Genomic DNA, 20804 nt, shown 5'->3' with positions numbered 1-20804 from the left:
TTTTAAGGGTGCTTATTGGGATCGTAGTTCTTGTTGAATTCAAGCCATTCAAAGAAGCCTACGGTGGCGCACAGAAGAATTGAAATGATCTTTGAAATCCTAACCATACTATAATTTCTTATTCTGCTAAGGGCGATTTTTGCCAGGGATCGTCTTCTGGGGGATGCGGTTTTCTGGCGGGATCGGGTTCAGAATCCTTGTTGTTCGTTGAAACTTCTTCGGTTCCTTCGTAAAGGTCGGAGGTGATTCCGTATTCCTCCTGGTTGTCAGGTTCTAGGTCGCCCAGTATCATCCATCGGAAAAGTCCGACTGTTCCGCCGATGGCAACTCCGCCTACGTAGCCTACGCCCATGAGGGCCAACCCTAGGATTGCGAGTTCGCCGGCACCATCGTCATCATCGTCGTCATCGGCTCCCGCAGCGGCTCCGCCAATCAGGAAGCATGCTAGCCCTGGAAGCGCTCCATAGGTGCCGCCGTAGGAGGCATATCGTGCGACGGGATTAGTGGAATTATAGGCGCAGCCTGCCGTGCCTAATAATACAGAACAGCATATCAAGATGCATAATATTTTCGTAACCCTAACCATATCATAAAGTTACAAAAATGAACCCTATAGGATTATGAATATAAAGGTATTTGTAAGTTGAAACCTGGGGCAATTCATTCTATATTTTGGGCCACAAACAACAAAAAACCTTAAAACAAGGCAATCTTATGTCAGATCGTTTTATCGTGACCGGTAACTTCACCGATGATCCGTTCGCCATCGACATGGCCCAGTACATCGGTCTTCGTGAAGATATTTCCGACGTGGTCTCCCTGAAGACTTTCGCCAACTCTGAATTCTGCCCCCGCTACATGCTGGATGCCGACGACATTGAACACGTTGGTCGCCGTCTGGAAGGCAAGATTGTCCTGATTTGCTCTGTGTCTAACCACGAACGCAGCCGTAACGACTATGCTATGCGCAACATGATTCTGGCTCGCGCTGCTAAGGACAACGGTGCAGAACGTGTGGTTCTCGTTGAACCGGACTTGTTCTACTCCGCACAGGACCGCGGTCCCCATCGCATTGGCGAACTGGAAAAGGATCGCCCGGATATCGACCTGAAGAAGTTCGACGGTCAGGCTTTCACAAGCCTTCTTTATGCCGAATTGTTGAAGAAGTCCGGCGTTGACGCTGTGGTCACCTGCCACAACCACTCCATTAAGGTTCAGAACCTGTTTGCCGACATTTTTGAAGGCCATTTCCACAATCTGATTCCCACTGACGTTTATGCTCACTACATCAAGAACAGCAACTTTGTACAGTGCGGTAAGGATGGCAACAACCTGGTGATTGTTTCTCCGGACAAGGGTGCTCGCCCCTTCATGAACGCTGTGTTCGACGCCCTGCAGTTGCCCGAATGTAAGCGTGTGGTGATGGACAAGGTTCGTACTGGCGAACGTGAAATCTCCATGACCTTCAATCCGGAACTTTCTGACATTAGCATCGACGAAATTGAAGGCAAGGACGTGATTGTTTTTGATGACATGGTCCGTACCGGTACCACCATCGTGCAGTGCTGCGAACACATCAAGAAGGGTAATCCCAACCGCGTGTGCTTCGGCGTCACCCACTTCCACACCAGTGCAGAAGCCCGTGAAAAGCTGAACAGCCCCGCCATCGACGAAATCCTCACGACCTCCACTCTCCCGGACATCATGAATCGCGACTGTCAGGGCCGTCTCCGCAAGAAGCTCACCATCCTGAAGCTTGGCAAGTGGATTGCCCGCCACATCATGCAGATGTACGGTCTGGACGATGGCCGCTTCGAACGCGACTTCTACAAGGTGGACATGAGCTCCAAGAATCCTCGTTGGCCGCCTCAGCAGTTCTAATGGACTGCGCGGCGAAAGCGGCGATACAAAGATTGAAAAGCCCCGGATGAAAGAGTCCGGGGTTTTTCGTTTTGTGAAAATCACTTGTTCTAGGATATTGCGGTTTCGTCAAAATCTACGTGAAAGCATTCAACGTTTTTTAGAAAAAAGATTATCTTTAAATGCACAAGGCTGAAGTAAACCTCCAACCATAGGTAATTATGTCCGCAAAAGTGACCAGTAGCGACAAGATTGAAGATTTGATCCCGGAAACTCCGGTCCGCAAGATTCTCACCCCGATCGAACGTTTGATGCAGGTGGAAACCACCGGCGGTATCGTTTTGATTATCATGACGGTAGCGGCCCTGCTCTGGGCGAATATCTCCCCGGAAACCTACCATCATGTCTGGCACTTGCCTTTTGCGGTGACCATCGGTAACTGGATGGGCGTAGGCGATCTTCACTGGCTCATTAACGATGCCCTCATGACCATCTTCTTCTTCAACATCGGTCTTGAAGTGAAGGGGGAAATGACCTACGGCGAACTGAGGGATCCTAAGGCTGCTAGCCTTCCTATTCTTGCTGCTGCCGGCGGTATGCTTTTCCCTGCTCTGATTTTCCTTGCTGTAAACGCTGCTACGGGTACTGACGCCGCCCGCGGTTGGGGTATTCCTACTGCAACGGATATCGCCTTCGTTGTAGGCTGCATGGCCATTCTCGGCAAGAAGGTTCCCCATGCTCTCCGCGTCATGATCCTTACTCTTGCTATTGCTGACGATATTGGCGCCATCCTGGTGATTGCTATTGGCTATCCCAGTGGCGATGGCCTGAACTTTGCGGCCCTCGGTACTGGCGTTGCCCTTCTGGTCCTGATCAATGTCCTGTTCCGTATTGGTGTCCGTAACCTTCTGCTCCACTGCCTCATTGGTGTGGCTGTCTGGGCGTTCTTCGTGAAGTCCGGCGTCCATCCCACTATTGCTGGCGTGCTGCTGGGTCTTTCCGTTCCCGCCAAGGCTGTGGTGACTAGCGGTAAGATCCGCGGTTTCGTAAACGGTGTGGACCATGTCCTTTCTGGAGAAACCAAGGACGAAAACGAAAAGTATCGCGTTTTCAGTCTCCTGAAGAAGGCTTCCAGCGAAAGTATTTCCATGCAGGAACGCCTTTACAAGACCTTGGCTCCCTGGGTCAACTTCTTCATCATGCCCCTGTTCGCCCTGTCTAACGCCGGTGTAGAAATCAAGCTGGGTGGCGTGGAAGTTCCGGTCATGGGCGCTGTGGCCCTGGCTCTGATTTTCGGTAAGCCTATCGGTATTTTCATTTTCAGCTTCCTGGCTGTAAAGATTGGCATTTCCAAGCAGCCCAGCTACAGCTGGAAAGTTCTGTGGGGCGGTGGCATGCTGGCTGGTATCGGCTTTACCATGGCCTTGTTCGTCGCTTCCCTGGCATTCGATGTGGGCGACCGTCAGGACTCCGCAAAGCTGGGTATCCTGCTGGGTAGCTTCAGTGCCGCAATCCTTGGCACCATCTACATGAGCCTGGTTTCCAAGCCGGCTAAGGAAGAGTAACGCCTCATTTTGTCTACATGTTGCGGTGCAAAGGCAACCGCATTTATACGGGCTACGCAGTGGATGTGTTGGCCCGTTTTAAACATCATCAGGAAGGCAAGGGAGCCCGCTTTACCAAGGCGTTCCCTCCGGAGGGAATCCTGAAATCTTTCGAGCTGGAATCCAAGGAAAAGGCGTTGCGCCTGGAAGCCCGAATCAAGAAGCTGAAGCGTGCTGAAAAGGAACGCCTCGCCGCTGGGGACGAGACGTTGGAAGCATCTCTTATGGAAAGTCTGTCGGAAGTTCTCAAGCCGAGGCGCAAGAAAAAATCGGGCGCCTGATTCCTGCGTCCATAAGGTTCGTCCATAAGGTTGATTACTGCATCACCAGATCGACGATCAGGTATGCTGCCAGCGCAAGACTGCTGACGCTGACGAAGTTCTCGATGAACTTGTTGCCTTTCTTTCGCTGGAGGGCGCTGCCGAAGTATCCGCCACACCAGGCCCCTGCGGACATGACGATGGCGATGGGCCAGTTCACCTTTCCTGCGAAGGCCAGGGCCGCAGTGCTTACCACCAGGAAGACGGTGGTGAGGCAATTCTTCAGGGCGTTTACGTGAATGGGGTCCAGGCCTGTGTATCGGGTGAGACTAAAAATCTGGACGAATCCCACGCCAATCTGCACGATACATCCGTAGATGGATACCAGGGCGAAACCGACGGCGCCGCCTAGGGTCAATTTTTCCGGAGGGGTTACAGGGGGCTTGCCGAAAATGTCCTTGCGGAGTCTGCTCATGATGACCACCAGGCAGATGGCCGCCGCGATGACTGCCTGGAACGCCTTGTCCCCGATGCTCACCAGAAAGAAGACGCCAATGAGGGCGCCCACCAGGGAGGGGAGGAACAGCTGCCAGAAAAGTTTCCTGTTCAGGTAGCCGTGCTTAGCCAGGTTATAGACGCTGCTGATGTTTCCGATAATGAGGCCGATTCGGTTCGTGCCGTTGGCCACTGTAGGGGGCATTCCCAGAAAGATCATGATGGGGAGGCTCAAGGAACTGCCTCCGCCTGCGATGCTGTTGATGAGGCTTACGACGGCCCCCAGGATAAAGAATACGGCGTACTGGCCGTATTCCCACCAGCCGGCATCGATCATTTTGCCATTTCCTTTTCCAGGAAGTTCTTGTTGTCCAGAACCTTCTGGTTCAAGGTGCTTTCGGGATATTCACCCAGGCACTTGTCCAGCGGGGCGATGGCGGACTTCATCAGGTCCTTCTTTTTAGCGGCATCCTTTTGCTTCTGGGCCTTGGCGAACAGCTGGGACGTTTCCTTACGCTGGGCGTTACAGTAGGCGTCGGCCAGGACGATGTACTTGTCCATGGCTTCCTTGCGGAGGTTGCTTGCCTTCAGCTTGTTCAGAAGTTCCTTTGCCTGGTCGTACTTCTTGGCGGCGATCAGTTCGTCTGCCTTCTTCATGGCTTCGGCTGGATCGTTCTTTTCCCAGTACTTGGCCGCCTCGGAATCGGTTGCCTGCGCAAGACTCCTGATGTAGTCGATCATGGCCTGGATCTTCAGCTGTTCCTCGAAATCGCGATGACGCAGCTGGAAATCGAGAGCGCGTTGTTCCGCTTCTGCAAACTGGGCGCGCTGTTCGGCCATCGTCTTGATGGTTGTCATTTCCTTCTGGGCACGCTTCAGGGTGTTCTCGTAGGCGACACGTTTCTGGTCCTTGGCGAACTGCACCAGGGAATCGCCGGGTGCCAGGGAAATCAGGCTGTCGGCCGTTTCCGCCACCATGCTGTAGGCGGTCTGCACGCGGTTCATGTTGATGATCTGCATGACCAGCGGCTCGAACTGCTTGGCCAGTTCCGCGTTGGTCTTTCCAAATTCCTGGAGCAGGGAATCGGCGGTCATTTCCCACTGGTTCCACAAGGGCTTGATAATGCGGAAACGCTGCAGGTAGGCGACGGCATCATCCACCTTACCTTGCTTGTACAAGGTATCTGCGTGAAGGAAAATCTGGTTTGCAAGGGCGGGGAAGGCCTGATAAGGATCCGGCGGGGCAGTCTGTTCTTCTAGTGCCGCGGGTGCGGCCTGCTCGTTATTCCTGGATTCGCAAGGAACTGTCTCGACGGTCTTTGCAACGGGTTGGGTTTCCGGCTGTGCAACTTCCTTCCTGGAAGTAGCCTGCTGGTTTTCCGCAGGCTTTGTAGCGGGAGCGGCAACCTGGCTTGCCTCGGGGGCGTTCTGCTGTGCTACGGGAATTTCCTGCGGGTTGCTTGTCCCTTCGGAAATTTCCGTCCGGTTATTCTCGGGATAGTTCTGTGCTGGAACTTCGGTACTTACAGCGGGTGTGCCGCCGGCGCAAGCGCTAAGCAGGGTGGCCGCAGCGAGGGCTGCTGCGCCCTGAAATTTCTTCACGTTCTTTGCAATCTTGTTCATCGGTTTAACGTTTCCTAATCCGTTTAACTTCAAACTTTATTCCGCTTCGATGGGAACGAACATCTTCTTGCCGTCAAAGTCCGCAGGCAGATCCCATTCGTCATCGCTGGAGACCTTCTTCGGTGCAGGCGCCGGAGCGGCAGGTGCAGGCTGTGCTGCGACGGGCGCTGCTTCAGCAGGCTGGGTAGCGGACGCTGCAGGTGCTGTGGCGTCATTTGCAGGAACGCCTGCTTCCGTTGCGGGCTGCTGTTCTGTAGCGGGAGCGACTTCTTCAGCTGCAGGTGCGGCGACCGGTTCAGGTGCTGCCGGGGCCATCATTTCCATGCTGGTCATGATGCCGATTTCTGCAGCGCTTTCTGCGGCAAATTCGTGAACCTGGGGAGGAATAAATCCGGGTACATCCAGCCAGGGCATGGGGCGTCTTTCTGCGCTGTTTGCGTCAGCGATTGCAATGCCTGTCATGGGGTCCACCATCAGTTCGCCGCGCTGCTTTTTCAGAATCAGCGGGACTTCCTTTGCCAGCTGGGACGGAAGATCCAGGAAGTCCACTTGATAGGGGGCGTCCAGTACCTTGATTTCTTCGGTGGCGAATGCAGCCCACTGGGGGAGACCGCCGTAAGCGCCGGAAATGCGGGTGCGTCCCACCTTCATAGGCTTGTTGTTGTCGAAGCCCACATAGCTACCGATTGCGACGACGGATTCCGTAGTGGCGCCGCCCAAGTCCTTGTTGTAAGTGGGGATGGCGCCTAGGAAGGCCACGTTCTTGTAATCGTTGGTGGTACCAGTCTTTCCCAGGGCAGGATAACGCCAGGTGGTGCCATTGTCCGGAGCGGTCACCACGATGCTATTGTACTGGCTGCGTGCGGTACCGTTCACGAATACGGAATGAAGCATGGCGGCCATCTGGGTGGTAACATTTTCATCCAGGACAATCTTGCTTTCAACTTCGTCGGTGAAGAGTACGTTGCCGTTGCGGTCCTTGATTTCCTTGATCAGGCAGGGCTCGGTCCAGACGTCCCCACCGCTCTTGCACTTGTAAATCTTTCCGGTAAGGATAGTCTGGTAGGCGGTGGTAATATCGGACAGCGGAATGTCGTTTACGCCCAGAGGCATGCTGAACACTTTCTGCAGTTTTTGCTGGATGCCGATTTCCTTTGCAAAACGTGCGAACTCAGCCATTGCGAGAGAGCGTCTGTAGTCTGGCCAGTAGCGAATGTTGTCCGGGTCCAGATAATTCTTTTCCTTGTCCACCTGCTCCATGGTAATGCTCAGACGCTTGAAGTCTGCCAGAGTGAAGTTGTTGAACAAGATTACGGAATTGATGGGCTGCAGGGTGTCCGCTACATCCGGGTCCAGTTCCTTGATTTCGCGGGCACGGAGAATTTCACTGTAACGCTTGAAGTTGTGGTTGATGTAACGAGTCCTTTCAGGATCCTTCTTTGCCTGCTTCAGGGCCAGGTCGTTATAAGTTCCGAAACGGAGGTTCTGGAGCGTACGTGCGGCTTCATCCTTGCCTTCAGACTTGTACTGGTCAACCAGCTTTTCCTTGGCCTTGGAGAATTCAATTTCCTGACGGACGTTGTCGTTCATGGTCAGGCCGAACTTGTCGCGGAGTCGAATGAAGAATGCCTTCTGGTCTTCATCCGGTTTCTGGGCGTAACCGTTCTCTTCTGCCACAGCCAGGAATTCTTCTGGAGAAATCTTGTCCAGCAAATGTTCCAGTAGCCAGATGCTGGCGATGTTTTCGGAGCGGGTGGCCGCCCACGCGATGCTGACGACGTCGCCCTTGTTCTTGTGGTCCGGACGGGGATAGTAGAACTGGTTGGTGAACTGGAATACATTGAAGTCATTTTCCAGGACGTCCTGATAGTTCCAGTTGTACTTAAGGGCCAGGGCGTAGAGCAGAGGCTTCCAGCTGGAACCCAACTGACGGAGAGCCTTGAAGCTACGGTCGTAACCGGTGTTATGGAAACCGCCCTGGCTTGCAATGACCTGGCCGTCCTTGATGGCCAGGAGGCCGCCCTGGAGCACAGGCTCCGTTTCAATCTTACAGGGCACAGCTCCGTTGACCGGCTTTTCATCCAGGATGCTTACCAGGATAACGGTACCGGTGGAAATGTTTCCTGCAAAAACCTTGTCCGCATCGCTACCTGTCTGGGTGCTGAAACTCTTCAGCGCGGCCTCGTTGATTTCGCCCTTCAGCTGTCCGAAGCTGACGGTGATGGAGCTGATCTTTCCCTTGGCGTTGGTCGTAATCTTTTCCACGGCACCGTAGAGGTAATCGCCCTTGCGAGCCTTGCTGGCCTTGGTCATGTACTGGGCCTTGGGGAACACGTAGCCACCCAGCTGGAGCTGCAGGTTGCTGATGTTTGCCTGCAGGGCGCGCTTGGCTGCGTCCTGGGCCTTCTGGTCCACGGTGGTTACGATGGTGAGCTGGGCCTTGTGCCAGTCATCGATATCCTTGCTCTTGAAAAATTCGGTAAAGTAATCACTGTTCAGCCGTTCTTCCACGCGTTCCAGGATGGTGCTCATGGTAAAGCGGAAGTCGCCGTGCTTGAATTCCAGGGGCTTGCTCAGTTCGTGATCCATTTCTTCCTGGGAGATGTACTTCTGTTCCACCATTCGTCCCAGCACATAGCGCAGACGTTCCTGGCCACGCTTTAAAGCGCGCTGTCTACGTTCTTCATTTTTCTGGATGAAGGGATCGTAGTTGAAAGGACCTTTCACGGAGCCTGCAATAAAGGCGCATTCCCCAAGAGTCAACTTGTTCTTGGGATCCTTCTGGTTGAACAGATCCTTGTCGAAGAAGTACTGGGCGGCGATGGCCACACCCTTACCCGTACCGGAGACATGGAACTGGTTCAGATAGAATTCCAGAATTTCTTCCTTGGAGAAGTGGGTCTCCATGCGCAAGGCATTGATGAGTTCCTTCCACTTTTCCTTGATGGAACGTTCTTCACGTCCGAAAATATTCTTCACGGTCTGCTGAGTCAGGGTAGAACCGCCTTGACGCATCTTGCCGTTTTTAAGGTTGCTGACCATGGCGCGGGTAAAGCCGGAGAAGTCGAAGCCCACATGACTCCAGTAGTTGGCGTCTTCGGCGGCGATCAACGCATTTACCACACCGGAGGGGATGTCGCCATAGGGCAGGTACAGGCGGTGGTTCGCATCGAAGAAGGCACCCAGGAGGGAGTCTCCGTCGTTATAGAAAACTCGGGTTTCGCCGGAGAGCACCTGCATGATGGTCTCGCGATTGAACTGGTTGTCAGGATCCTGGGCGGGCAGAATCTTGAATACCACGATATAGGCTGGGATACAGCAAATCAGCCCTACCAGGGCGAATGCGGCAATGATCTTGAAAAACTTTCTGAGGGTGGCAAAGCTGAAGAACTTGGTCTTTGCAGCCACTTTTTTCTTCTTTTTATGGTCGGCCATGGGAAATATCCGTATATATATGGTAAAATTTAGGTATTTTCGGATTACCCCTTGAAAAAATCAAGATAAATATCTAAAATTAGAGCCCCAAAGATGGGAAGATGGCCGAGCTGGCCGAAGGCGCGTCCCTGCTAAGGACGTATAGGACTTAATCCTATCGCGAGTTCGAATCTCGCTCTTCCCGCTGAAAAGCCCCAGATCGAAAGATCTGGGGTTTTTTGTTAAAGATGCAGAGGGGGAACTCTGTTCCCCCTCTGGACTCCCCCATGCTAGCCTGCTGAATACTCCGTCTGGAAGTTTCGTGTTCGGCTAGGGTGTAGCAAGGGGAAGAACTCAGGTCCATCTCTGGACTCCCCCATGCTAGCCTGCTGGTGTATTCATCCCGATTGGAACGTTCTCGGCTAGAGATTTATCGGGATGTTGCCTCAGTTCCCCCTCTGGACGGCGCAAGCGTCAGGATGCTGGGCTCGGTCATGGCAAAGTGAACTTTGCCGCGACTCTCGCCCTACGCACCAGTCCTCCTTGCAAGTGGCTACGTATGCGGGTAAGGACTCCGCCACTTGGTTGCTCGGGATGTTCATTTCAGGTTTGCATTTAGGACTCCCGCCCCAGCTAGCCTGTGGATGATTTCGTTAGAAGAGAACGTGTCGGCTAGCGATACGTCAGGACTTCCCCCTTGCAAGTGGTTTATGGGGATGTTGCCTCAGTTCTCCTCTGGACGGCGCAAGCGCCAGGATGCTGGGCTCGGTCATGGCAAAGTGAACTTTGCCGCGACTCTCGCCCTACGCACCAGTCCCCCATGCTAGCCTGCAGAATACTTCGTCTGGAAGTTTCGTAATCGGCTAGGGTGGCGTTTGAACTGCAAGGGGGAGGGGTTTTTTGGGGGTTTTCTGGTACGAATGTTCGAGAAATGGTGTATTTGTACTATGTTTTTGGCTTTTTATGGGGTACTTGTAGTACGGAAAAAATGAAATATGTCGATTCGTACTAGCATTGGGTCTCATTCGTGCTGAAAATAGCCTGAATCGTAGTATGAATTTTGTGTTTTGTGAAAATTTGCACTAGTTTCCTTGAAAAAAGGCACTTTTAGGGACGTTTCCCATATTTTTGCTTGACTTTTGGGACTTTTATTGTGATATTATACGGGAAATGTTTCATTTTAGAGGAGTTTTCCATGAAATTGTCTAGTTTTATCACCGGTTTGGCTGTTGGCGCTGTTGCTGCTTTGTTTGTTTCCAAGAAGCTGAATGAATGCGACTGCGACGATGATTGCGACATTGATTCCCAGGACGAATCCTCCGAAGAAAAGTCTTCCGAAGACGAATCCGTTCCTGAAAACATCTAATTTTTAAAGGAGCATCTATGAAGATTTCCAATTTTGTAGTTGGTATGGCAGTGGGTGCAGTCGCTTCCGCCCTGATCTGCAAGAAGGTCTGCAGCAGCCGTTGCAAGGCAGCTAACGCCGACGAAAATCTTGCCCAGGCAAACGCAACCATTGATTCCCTCCGTAGCTCCGTGGACTGCTTCAGCAAGCAGCTTGGTGAACGCATTGAATCCGAACAGACTTACGCCGCACGCTGCGAAGAACTGAACGCCAAGGTTTCCGCACAGGATGCAGAAATTGCAAAGCTGAAGGATCTGTGCGCTGCACAGGAACGTAAGCTCCAGGGCTAATTCAACTTATCCTTAAAAATCGCGCTTTTATCCGGAGTCCTCCCTAGGATTCCGGATTTTTTTATCCATAAAAGCTAAATTTGCTTTTCATGAAGAGTTTCTACTGGGTGGTTTATGGACTTTTGCTGTGGCTTGCAAGACTTGCCCAGCTCAGTTTCCTTTACTTTATGGATTTGCCTACGGGCGGCCCCATTGTGGATCGCTGGTACCGTTTCTTCCCTCACAGCTTGGTGGCGGAACTTGGCGTTGCCATGGCCCTTGCCCTGATAGGCTTTGTGGGCGCCCTCCTGATCCAGAAGGCTAGCCTCCGTAAGATTTGGGGCGTGCTGTTTGTGGTTCTTGGTTCCCTCTATATCTGGACAGGCTGCTGCGATGACGAAACCATGCGCTGGATGGGTCAGCATTTATCCCTCAGCTTCCTGGATACGTATTCCAACGCCGCTTCTGACTTAGGTCTTGTAGGACGCATTGTGGTGGGGGGCCTCGGGCGTTTCGCGCTGGATTTTTTCTGGGCGCTGCTTACCTCTGTCGCGGTTGTTTTCCTGTACGTAAGGATTTTCAGGGGTTCTTCTCCTGACAGGTCCAGGAAGGCGATTGTTTCTGCCGTGGTCCTGGCACTGCTTGCGGCCACTGGTCTTACAAGCCGTTACTGGTTTGCTCCCAGCAAGATGCGCTGGAAAAGAATAGCCCCCTTCGCATGGCACGTAGGGGAGGAACTGGCCTACAAGTTTTCCTCCGGGGATAAGCGGGACGATTACGCCGAAGGCGTCGTGGCGTTGGGCGGAAATCCTAATGGGGAATACCCGTTTTGGCATGAAGTTCCCGAGGACGCCCAGAATCTGGAATCCTTCAGGAAGCGACCGCTGGATGAAAGGCCCGACGTGATTTTCTTTACGGTGGAAACATTCCGCGGTTGGACTGCGGACATCCGCGTTCCTGAAACCTGCAGGCGTCTGCCCAACTTGTGCAAGCTGGCGAAATCCGGACTTTACTTTCCTAACGCCCACAGCGTGGGGTATCCCTCTATCGAAGGTTTCCTGGGGACCCTTACCGGCTTGTGGAGCCACCCCCGATTCACCTTCCTGTCCGATGTGCCCAACACCCAGATGCGTGCCCTTCCGGACATGCTGAAGGATGCGGGCTACCATCGCATGGTGCTTACGGCAACGGAGCCCAGCTTTGACAATCTGAATCCCTGGTTTGAACGCTGGTTCGACTACTCCGAATACAAGCCGGAAAATCAGCACGACGTTCCTATCGCCGACCGTTTCCGCGATCTCTATAACGAACGCCCCAAGGATAAGCCCCTGTTCTTTGACTGGATGAGCACTTCCACCCACGTTCCCTTTACGCTGCCCAGCGAATACGGCCCCACGCCCAAGGATCCTGAAGAGGCTTACCTCCGTACCATGGTTTACCTGGATAGTGCCCTGGGCATTGTGCTGGATGAAATTTCCAAGAGCCCTCGCGGAAACAACACCTTGATCGTGCTTACTGGCGACCATGCCTTTGCCAACAAGGCTCAGCACGGGGTAACGGAATTTACCGGCGGCGCACAGGATGGTTACACTTGGGTTCCCCTCATTGTAGCGGGAGAAGGAATCAGGCCCCAGGTGGTTACGGAACCCGTTTCTCACGTAAATATCGGACCCACGGTTCTAAAGTATTTGGGCCTTGAACTTTCCAATCATTTTGTTGGAGCGCCGCTCCTCGAACCACTCGTAATGAATGAAGAACCTAAGGCCGATTCCGTCGATTCAGCCGCTGTCGATTCCGTCAAGACCGCAGCGCCTGCCTATCGCTTTACGGCGCCTCGGGAATTCCGCAACGTGTTCGGCTTCCGTATGGATGACGTGGCCATGAGCAATAAGGATTACACCTTCTACGTCAATATGGAAGATGAAGCCAGCTGGACGGTGTTCGGCACCATGACGAATCCGGATTGGGACGTTTCCCGTCCCGTAGAAGGTTTCGCATCTCACCGCAAGCTCCCAAGCGTCCCCGCCATCGCGGAAGAGTCCGTCAGGAAGGCTCGGGCCGCCGCTTTCGCCTGGGAATATGTGGTTAATCAGAATAAAGTAATGCCCTCGAACTGATGCTTTGTCATAGCAATAGCCCTTTTGTCATTTGAATTTGGGGCTTCGTCTTAAAAAAAGGACTTTTTAGGGTAAAGAGCCTGTGGGATGGCTATCTTTGTCCCTATGAGATTCTTGTTTGCAGCGATTCTTTTTCTTGCGCTTTCTGTATCTGCCGCAGAAGACGGATTGCTGTACGACGGCTCCTATTATGAACTTCCGACGAAGCATGAACTGCACGAGGAAATGGAACAACGTTTCCCGGCCATCCGTATACCGGCAAGCTTTACCTATGCCGGAGTGCAGCTTGGGGAGGGGGAATGGGGAAATGTTGACCAGGATGAGGCTCAAGGGATTACCCACGATGAGAATAGCTGGTACTATACGACTCAGTGGAAAATCTATAAGTTGTCAAAATCCAATCCACCGGAAATTCTCGCAGAAAATCACTTGATGAAAATTCAGCATTTGCTGAAGGATGGATTTTACAAACATTTTGGTGGGATGTCCTATTATGACGGGTACATTTACGTGGCCGTGACAGGGCGTACCCATCCGTTCTCTTCGGAACGGTCGGGCTCCATCGTGGCCGTTTTTGATGAAAAACTGAATTTTGTAAAGTATGGAAAGTTTCCGAGAAAGATTCAGCCCGGTGCAGGATGGCTTGCGATCAATCCTGTAAACGGTCATCTTTATTCTTCCAGCCCTCACCGTAAACTGCTCGAGTATACGTTGGATTTTGAGAATGGGGAGGAACTGAAGCTGGTTCGTTCCTATGATATCTTGTACAGACATGGTGGCTTGAAAGAAGAACAATGGGCTAATGTCCCTAACCAGGGCGGTGTCTTTACCAAGTCGGGCCTGCTCTTCTATGTGCTGGATGTCAAGGATGCAGACATGAACCCTTTTACCGGAGTTCACGCCTTTTTCATTCATGACGATGGTGCCGATGAACTGGATGTTTCCGGTTTGAATAATAGAGGCGAAAAGACTCCGTTTATTTCCATCAAATATCGTGGGAACCAGCCGGGAGACCGTTTCTGGGAAATGGAAGACCTGGACATTATAGAGGAAAATGGTCAGGAGTACCTGTTGCACCTCCAGCTTCGCAATGGAAAGACCGACGAGGCGAAGATTGTCCGTTACCGTTTAAACGAGTGATAGTTTACTTTCTATATTGGGTATTATGAAGATTGGTATTTTAAAGAGCTTCAACAAGGATTACAAGCTTTATGCAGAAGCTTGTGAAAAGCTGGGCGTCAATTACGAGGTTGTGGATTTTACGGGCAAGGACTGGATGAAGGCCTGTGAAGAAAGTGGCTGCGATGGCTTTATGGCACGTCCCCCTTGCGACTATCTGGAACGCAAGGCCATGTATGACGAACGTCTCATGTTCCTGAATCGTCAGATGGGTAAGCCTGTCTACCCTGGTGTTGACGAATGCCTGTTCTACGAAAATAAGCGTTCCCTGGTAAACTGGCTGGATTATTACAAGCTTCCCCATCCCAAGACGGTGGTGTTGGCTAGCCGTCAGGAAGCCATGGACTTTATCAAGACCGCCAAGTATCCCTTCGTTTCCAAACGAGCCATTGGCTCTGCTTCCAGTGGCGTGATTATCGTGAAGAACAAGCTTCAGGCCCGTCTGCTGGTAAACCAGTTCTTTGGCTGGTTTGTTTCCGGCTTTACTACCGGCAAGACTTACTGGAGCTGGGTCAAGAAAAAATACCTGCTGCCCATTCTCGGTACAGAACAGAAGCATTACATGATCTGCCAGGATTTCTGCGACGTTCGTTGGGAACATCGTATCATTCGCATTGGCGATACTTTCCTGGGTTATAAGAAGGTGGTTGGTAAGCATGGATTTGCCAGCGGCTCCGGACTTGCCGCCTGGGGCGAGCCTCCTCACGAAGTTCTTGAAATGGTTCGTAACATTACCGACAAGTTTGGTTTCCGCTCCATCGCCATTGATATTTTTGAAACGGGTGATGGTCAGTACCTGATCAACGAAATGCAGGCTCTGTTCGGAAGTGTGGAGCGTTCCTTGCTGAATATTGATGGCAAGGACGGTTGCTACCGCTATGAAAATGGCGAATACAAGTTCGAGGAAGGCTACTATAACGTGAAGCGCTGCTACGAACTTCGCGTGATGGATTTCGTGAACGTGTTGAAGGCCAAGGGCGTCCAGTAATGTGCGAAGCTTGTGCAGGTTCTGCTAGTTCCGAGAAGTTGGAAAAGGGCGAAGGCGTACAGACCCTGAATCGTCTCGAAGGGGTCCGCTTTGTCATGTGGGGTTTTCCGGAACCTACCCAGACCTTCATCCATCGTGAATTTCAGGAAATGGTCAGGCAGGGCCTTCGGGTCCAGATACTTGCGGGTGCCAAGCGAGACATGAGCGTCCAGCCTGAGGACATTCAGGAAATCGTGAAGAACGATACCATCTATCTGGGTAATCCCGTAGTGTGGTTCCTGAAGGGGCTGCTGGTTGGAACCTTTAGCGGTCTTCCTTTCTGGCGAGTACTCTGCCGCATGATGAAGTTCAAGCATAAGGACTTTAGCCACAAGCTGCGCGCCATGGCCATGACGGTTGCGGCGGCAAGCGTTGCCCACAAGGTAAAGGCTTCCGGCACCCGCCACTTGCAGGCCCATTTCGGCAGTTACCAGACGGAGCTTGCCATGGCTCTGGCCTGGATGATCAAGTGTACTTACGGTGGAACCTGGCACGCTGTTGATATCTGGAAGGATGCGAACATTCTCCCGGACAAGATCCGTCATTCCGAAGTGGTGTTTACCTGCACCAAGTACAATGCGGACCACCTGGTGGATGTTGCCGGCGACGTGGCGGACAAGGTTCGGCTTTCTTATCATGGTCTGGATTTTTCCCGCTTGCCCGTGCCCGCCGAATTTGCGCCCCTGCCTTGCGATGGCGCCGCCGGTGTGTTGCCCGAGGTGATTGCCATTGGGCGTCTTGTTCCCAAGAAGGGTTTTAATTTCCTCATTGATGCAGTAGCTAAACTTGCCCGGGAAAAATTCCCGGTGCATCTGACCATCGTTGGGGATGGCCCTCTGGAATCTGCCCTCAAGAATCAGGTGGAAGACTTGAACCTGGAGGAACGGGTCACCTTTACAGGTTCCCTCAATAATAGGTCGACCTTGAACTGCGTCAACAAGGCACACTTGCTTGCCGCTCCCTCCATCCAGGATAAGGACGGAAACATCGACGGCATTCCCAATGTGACCTTGGAAGCCATGGCTCTTGCCCGCCCTGTCATTGGCACCAGACTTTCCGGTATTCCCGAAGTGGTGAACGACAATACGGGCGCCCTGGTGGACTGTGCCGATGTGGATGGCCTTGCCGAAGCCATGAAGCGTTTGCTTTCCGATCGGGAAGGCTTGATTCGTCGGGGTAAGAACGCCCAGGAATTTGTGTACGGACATTTTGACGTCCACAAGAATATCGAAATCCAGCTGAACAAGTTTGCGGAAATTCTTTCCGCAGGAAAGTCGCGCTAATTGCTGTTCGTCCCTTCGGCGGACTCAAGGACCTTGGTATGGCAGAAAACGGCTCACAGGAAAATGTTCAGAACAGTACCCAGACTTCTGTCCAGCAGGACCAGAAATATCTGGTAAAGAGCGCTTTCTACAATTTGGCGGGAACGGTGCTGAAAGTCCTGGCGCCTGTCCTTATGATTGTGGTGGCCCGCGTTTTTGACAAGGCCCTGTTTGGTGTGTTCGTCAGTACCCAGCTTTGGGTGCTGACCATGAGTCGCGTTTCTGTTCTCGGGCTGGACAAGGGCTTGCACCGTTACCTGCCCCAGAACCTGGTGCAGGGCCGCCCTCGTTACGAGGGCGTCATGGCTTCCGCCAAGCGAACGGTGCTCTTTGCTGCCATCATTACGGTGGTGATTCTCATTGCGGCTCAGTTCGGGCTGCAACGGCTAAGCTCCGGCCTTTCCATGTTGGGGACTGCCGAGATTTCCCTGTTCATCTTGTCTCTAGTTCCCTGGTCACTGCTTCATATTTTTGCAGGAGCCAGCGAGGGAAATCGCCACCCGCAATACAAGATGTTCATCAACGATTTTGCGGTGTCCGCCCTGGCGCCTATGATCGCCCTGGTGATTTATTTTGCGGGGGCTACAGATAAACTAGCGCTTCCCATCGGCCTATTGATTGCAAACTGCCTGGGGGTTGTTGCCTACTATTTCATCATCAGGAAACAGTTCCCCGAAATGCCCTGGCGCACTAAGGAAAAACTTCCTCCGGGATTACTTTCCTACTCTCTCCCGCTGGGTTTTTCCGAAGTGGTCACCTCCTTCCTGTTGCGAATGGACTTGTGGATGGTGCTGGCTCTGATTGGCCCCGAGGCCGCCGGCATTTACGCCGTGATGGTAACCATTTCCAACGGCCTTAAGACCATTCGCCAGAGCTACAACCCCATTCTCACTCCCGTGGTAGCGGGCATGAGCGCTGACCGCATCAAGACGGACCTGAAGCCTGTCTTTAGCTATTGCGTTTCCATGGTGACGCTTATCCAGCTGGCCATTGGATTTTTCATCGTGCTGTTCCCGGAACAGACCATGATGATTGCGGGCAAGTCCTTTATTACCAAGGAAAATCCGGTGGCGGTTCTTGGTATCCTCATGATTGGGAACTTGATCAATGGCATGTTCGGGTTGGCAGGTCCCGTGATTAACGGTTTGGGCAAGAGCAAGTTCATGCTCCTGATGAACGCCGTCTCCCTGGTTTTTGCCATAGGGATGAACAACCTGCTGATTCCAAGACTCGGTATTGCAGGTGCCGCCCTTTCCAGCATGAGCTACCAGATTCTGCAGTGCGTCTGGATGAACATTTATGTCCGTCGCATGATTGGTTTCTTCCCTTACAGGTTGTCCCTTTCCATTCAGGGACTGTGGATTTTGTGCCTTGTTGGTCTATACGTTCTTTTGAATCACCAGACCTTTGCCTTTGCCCCTAGCATCCTTATGAAGGCTGGAATTTACAGTGCGGCAATTCTTGTCATCGTCGCCACTTTCTATTTCCAGGGCCTGGCGGGTCAAAAGGCCAAGCTCCCTAAGCGCAAGAAGAAAAGCTGATTCTGCGTATAGAGTGACATTAAGATTGTTTTCGCATTGCCTCAAAAGCATTTTTTCATCAGGCAAAATTGCTTTTAATTTCTCGGGCATTTGCCCCTGATGGATGTAAAATGCACGTTCTTCTAGCGTGGATGTTTTTAGAAGAATTTCCATGTGGTGGGTGAAGCTCAGTGACAGAAATTCAGAGAAGTCTAAATCGTCAGCCAGCTCACCTTATTTTGCTACATATTTTTCTATGTACGCCGCCGGTGTCAGAATCTCGGGCCTTGGAAGATTCAGGTCCATAAAATCCTTGTCGCCCGTGACAAGAACATCAACATTTCCTGTAAACGCGCTCAGAAGCACCGGATAGTCATTTGGATCTCGGATTGATACAACTTGTTCGTATTTTTCCGGAATGATCACAAATTCAAAAGATATGGCCGAGATGAATCTTTCTAAGGCTTCGATCTTTGTTGGAAACTTTTTCTTGACGATTTTACGCAATTCATCAAGCAGAAAATTTGAAATCACAAGTTCATGAAAAGAGAAAACATTTTCAAGAAGCGAGTCAAATTTCTGCCCGGGGAATAAAAGCGCGGAAAGCAAGACGTTGGTATCGAGCATTACTCGCAATACTAACCCCGTTCTTCCTTGATCATCTTTGTGACATCGTATTCGCACTTTATGTCGGCGGCCATTGCCATGCCGGAAAATTCAGACTGGGCTTGACGCAGAGCCAGCATTGATGAATTCACAAGAACAATCAGGTTGCCTTGCTCAACAAAAGCCACATGGGAGCCTTCTTGAAGACCCAGTTTTTTGCGGATTTCGATGGGAATGGTTACTTGTCCTTTTGAAGATACTTTTGCTGTTTCCATAATTCTTTACTTCCCTTACTTTCTTTACCTAAATATAATAACATTATTCGACAATGGCAACAAAGGAAAGAAAAACGTTTAACTATATTCTCCTTGACATAGCTTGGCAGAAATGCCGGGCGTTTGATTTTAGGGTATTTGTCCTTAATCTTGCAGTTGAAATCTGGTAAATTTTTATTGCGCAAGAATTATGGACGGACACTCACACCCCATCGGGTGTGGGTCGTTTCGTCTTTTTGCGCAAGGGTTTACCAGAACCTCAACTGCAGAAGGCTCGCGATTCCACACCTTTTTCTTTTCTGCGAAAAAGCGGATTCAAAGTCTTTCAATTTCGGAGCAAAGCCCCAAGTTTCACTTTTGCCCCGAGGTTCCCTTGCCCTCCTTACACTGGCTCGGAAAAGATGCTGTTCTGAATCATCACCTGGATGTTCCATACAAGACCCTGGAACTGAAGGATTCCTTCAACTGCGAAAAAGGCTCTTCTGAAAACAAGATCATTCATGGCGACAACCTTGAAGCCCTCAAAGCCTTGATGCCGGAATACGAAGGCAAGATAAAATGCATCTACATCGATCCACCCTATAACACCGGAGAATCCCCCGAAAAAGGTGGTTGGATTTATTATGACGATGTCAATAGTCCAAAAATACGAAAATGGTTCGGCAAAGTTGTTGGAAAAGAATTTGAGGATTTTTCGCGTCATGATAAATGGCTTTGTATGATGTACCCACGTCTAAAGCTACTACGTAAACTACTTTGCGAGGATGGTGCAATATTCATCAGCATAGATGACAATGAAGTTGCTAATCTAAAACTGATATGTGACGAAATCTTTGGTGCAGGGAATTTTGTTGGTGAATGGCATTGGTTTAAATCGGCAACGCCTCCAAACTTATCTCATAAGATAAAAAAGAACCTTGAATACATTCTTGCCTATGAAAAAAGAAAGAACAATGTTATTTACCGCGGCATAAAAAAAGAAAGTAAAAGCGACGATCCGATAATAAAGCCACAGAACTCAATGAAGATTCTTACCTTCGCACCAGGAACCATCTATTTCAAAGACACTCCTGACGGTATTATTTCTGCAGGCATTTATGGAACAGAAAAATATCCAAATAAACTCCTAAACGATGCTATAGTAGAAAACGGTGTCAATAAAAATGAAATATCATTTGAAAATAGATTTACTTGGCTGCAAGAAAAACTAGAAGAAGAACTTCGTGCAGGAACTAGGGTTAGTTGTTCAAAGCAACTCGTTATTTCTTATAAAAAACAAGATTATGCTCCAGAGGTTCCTCCAAATCTAATAGACGCCTCTGTCGGAGTTGACACAACAGAAGAAGCCGGAAAGCAACTTGACCAAATTTTCGGTAAAGACAAGGTCTTTAATTATCCAAAATCTCCGTCATTGGTAGAATATATATTGAATTTTCTTTGCGACAAATCTTCAATTATCCTTGACAGTTTTGCTGGATCAGGAACAACGGCTCACGCAGTTTTAAACCTTAATAAACAAGATGGCGGAAATCGTAAGTTTATTCTTGTAGAAATGGAAGATTACGCGGATTCCATTACCGCAGAACGCGTGCGCAGAGTGATTAAAGGTTATACAACTACAAAAGAACACAAAACCTCATTGTACGCAAAAAAATTATCCCTAGCCAATCTTTCAAAGGTTGATCTTTTTGTTAACGAAATGAATGACAAGGAGATTAAAGAAGAAAAAAATTGGCTCTTCATCAACATGTGTGGGTGGCTTCGCCACCCTTTTTTGTTGACTTTCGCCTAAATTAAACAAAAAATGGGCTATTTTCTAAAATTTAAT

At 50.8% G+C, this 20804-nt stretch carries 17 protein-coding genes and 1 tRNA gene; 12 read left to right on the top strand and 6 right to left on the bottom strand.

Translation table 11 applies throughout. The annotated features are described in order from the left end of the window. Positions 1-118 precede the first annotated feature (118 nt). Positions 119-556: a hypothetical protein gene (locus tag BGX12_RS10140; RefSeq protein ID WP_109735953.1), complete on the bottom strand. Its 438-nt coding sequence runs from the start codon at positions 554-556 to the stop codon at positions 119-121. 158 nt (positions 557-714) lie between these two features. Between BGX12_RS10140 and BGX12_RS10135 the strand changes: the two genes are divergently transcribed. From BGX12_RS10135 to BGX12_RS10125, 3 genes are all read left to right on the top strand, one after another. Further along, complete coding sequence (locus BGX12_RS10135) at positions 715-1881, top strand: ribose-phosphate pyrophosphokinase (RefSeq protein ID WP_109735952.1); 1167 nt, start codon at positions 715-717, stop codon at positions 1879-1881. 200 nt (positions 1882-2081) lie between these two features. Continuing rightward, positions 2082-3425 (top strand): Na+/H+ antiporter NhaA, encoded by a 1344-nt coding sequence (gene nhaA / locus BGX12_RS10130; protein ID WP_109735951.1) that lies wholly within the window; start codon positions 2082-2084, stop codon positions 3423-3425. Between the two features lie 17 nt (positions 3426-3442). After that, positions 3443-3745 carry a GIY-YIG nuclease family protein gene (locus tag BGX12_RS10125; RefSeq protein ID WP_109735950.1) on the top strand — a complete coding sequence of 101 codons (303 nt, stop codon included), beginning with the start codon at positions 3443-3445 and terminating at the stop codon, positions 3743-3745. A gap of 34 nt (positions 3746-3779) precedes the next feature. Here the strand turns inward: BGX12_RS10125 and BGX12_RS10120 are convergent, their stop codons facing one another. From BGX12_RS10120 to BGX12_RS10110, 3 genes are read right to left on the bottom strand one after another with little or no spacing between them, the layout of a single operon-like run. Continuing rightward, positions 3780-4556 carry a sulfite exporter TauE/SafE family protein gene (locus BGX12_RS10120; protein WP_109735949.1) on the bottom strand — a complete coding sequence of 259 codons (777 nt, stop codon included), beginning with the start codon at positions 4554-4556 and terminating at the stop codon, positions 3780-3782. Further along, positions 4553-5842: a hypothetical protein gene (locus BGX12_RS10115; RefSeq protein WP_109735948.1), complete on the bottom strand. Its 1290-nt coding sequence runs from the start codon at positions 5840-5842 to the stop codon at positions 4553-4555. Before BGX12_RS10115 ends, BGX12_RS10120 begins: the two co-directional genes overlap by 4 nt. A 36-nt stretch (positions 5843-5878) precedes the next feature. Then, positions 5879-9277, bottom strand: a complete 3399-nt coding sequence (locus tag BGX12_RS10110) for a transglycosylase domain-containing protein (protein ID WP_109735947.1) — start codon at positions 9275-9277, stop codon at positions 5879-5881. 95 nt (positions 9278-9372) lie between these two features. Here BGX12_RS10110 and BGX12_RS10105 point away from each other — a divergent pair. From BGX12_RS10105 to BGX12_RS10075, 8 genes are all read left to right on the top strand, one after another. Continuing rightward, positions 9373-9461: transfer RNA gene (locus BGX12_RS10105), tRNA-Ser, on the top strand. Between the two features lie 990 nt (positions 9462-10451). Beyond that, complete coding sequence (locus tag BGX12_RS15530) at positions 10452-10622, top strand: hypothetical protein (RefSeq protein WP_158278221.1); 171 nt, start codon at positions 10452-10454, stop codon at positions 10620-10622. 17 nt (positions 10623-10639) lie between these two features. After that, positions 10640-10951, top strand: a complete 312-nt coding sequence (locus BGX12_RS10100) for a hypothetical protein (RefSeq protein WP_109735946.1) — start codon at positions 10640-10642, stop codon at positions 10949-10951. 89 nt (positions 10952-11040) lie between these two features. Next, positions 11041-13047 carry an LTA synthase family protein gene (locus tag BGX12_RS10095; RefSeq protein WP_109735945.1) on the top strand — a complete coding sequence of 669 codons (2007 nt, stop codon included), beginning with the start codon at positions 11041-11043 and terminating at the stop codon, positions 13045-13047. 105 nt (positions 13048-13152) lie between these two features. Further along, the gene (locus BGX12_RS10090; protein WP_146196308.1) at positions 13153-14187 is read left to right on the top strand and encodes a hypothetical protein; all 1035 of its coding nucleotides are present in this window, start codon (positions 13153-13155) and stop codon (positions 14185-14187) included. Between the two features lie 25 nt (positions 14188-14212). Beyond that, positions 14213-15214: a RimK family alpha-L-glutamate ligase gene (locus BGX12_RS10085; RefSeq protein WP_109735943.1), complete on the top strand. Its 1002-nt coding sequence runs from the start codon at positions 14213-14215 to the stop codon at positions 15212-15214. Continuing rightward, positions 15214-16536 carry a glycosyltransferase gene (locus BGX12_RS10080; protein ID WP_109735942.1) on the top strand — a complete coding sequence of 441 codons (1323 nt, stop codon included), beginning with the start codon at positions 15214-15216 and terminating at the stop codon, positions 16534-16536. Before BGX12_RS10085 ends, BGX12_RS10080 begins: the two co-directional genes overlap by 1 nt. 38 nt (positions 16537-16574) lie before the next feature. Beyond that, the gene (locus BGX12_RS10075; RefSeq protein WP_109735941.1) at positions 16575-18116 is read left to right on the top strand and encodes a polysaccharide biosynthesis C-terminal domain-containing protein; all 1542 of its coding nucleotides are present in this window, start codon (positions 16575-16577) and stop codon (positions 18114-18116) included. 213 nt (positions 18117-18329) lie between these two features. On the opposite strand, the gene BGX12_RS10065 is transcribed toward BGX12_RS10075, so the two are convergent. Both BGX12_RS10065 and BGX12_RS10060 read right to left on the bottom strand, forming a co-directional pair. Beyond that, entirely contained in the window at positions 18330-18722 is a 393-nt protein-coding gene (locus tag BGX12_RS10065) for a putative toxin-antitoxin system toxin component, PIN family (protein WP_109735940.1), read from the bottom strand. Between the two features lie 11 nt (positions 18723-18733). Then, entirely contained in the window at positions 18734-18976 is a 243-nt protein-coding gene (locus BGX12_RS10060; protein WP_109735939.1) for an AbrB/MazE/SpoVT family DNA-binding domain-containing protein, read from the bottom strand. 373 nt (positions 18977-19349) lie between these two features. Here BGX12_RS10060 and BGX12_RS10055 point away from each other — a divergent pair, with 373 nt between their 5' ends. Then, on the top strand, positions 19350-20768 hold the full coding sequence (locus BGX12_RS10055; RefSeq protein ID WP_370245669.1) for a site-specific DNA-methyltransferase: 1419 nt from the start codon (positions 19350-19352) through the stop codon (positions 20766-20768). The last annotated feature ends 36 nt before the right edge of the window (positions 20769-20804 follow it).

Source organism: Fibrobacter sp. UWR4, assembly GCF_003149045.1.
Lineage (GTDB): Bacteria > Fibrobacterota > Fibrobacteria > Fibrobacterales > Fibrobacteraceae > Fibrobacter.
This window is presented reverse-complemented; position numbering and strand designations above follow the sequence as displayed.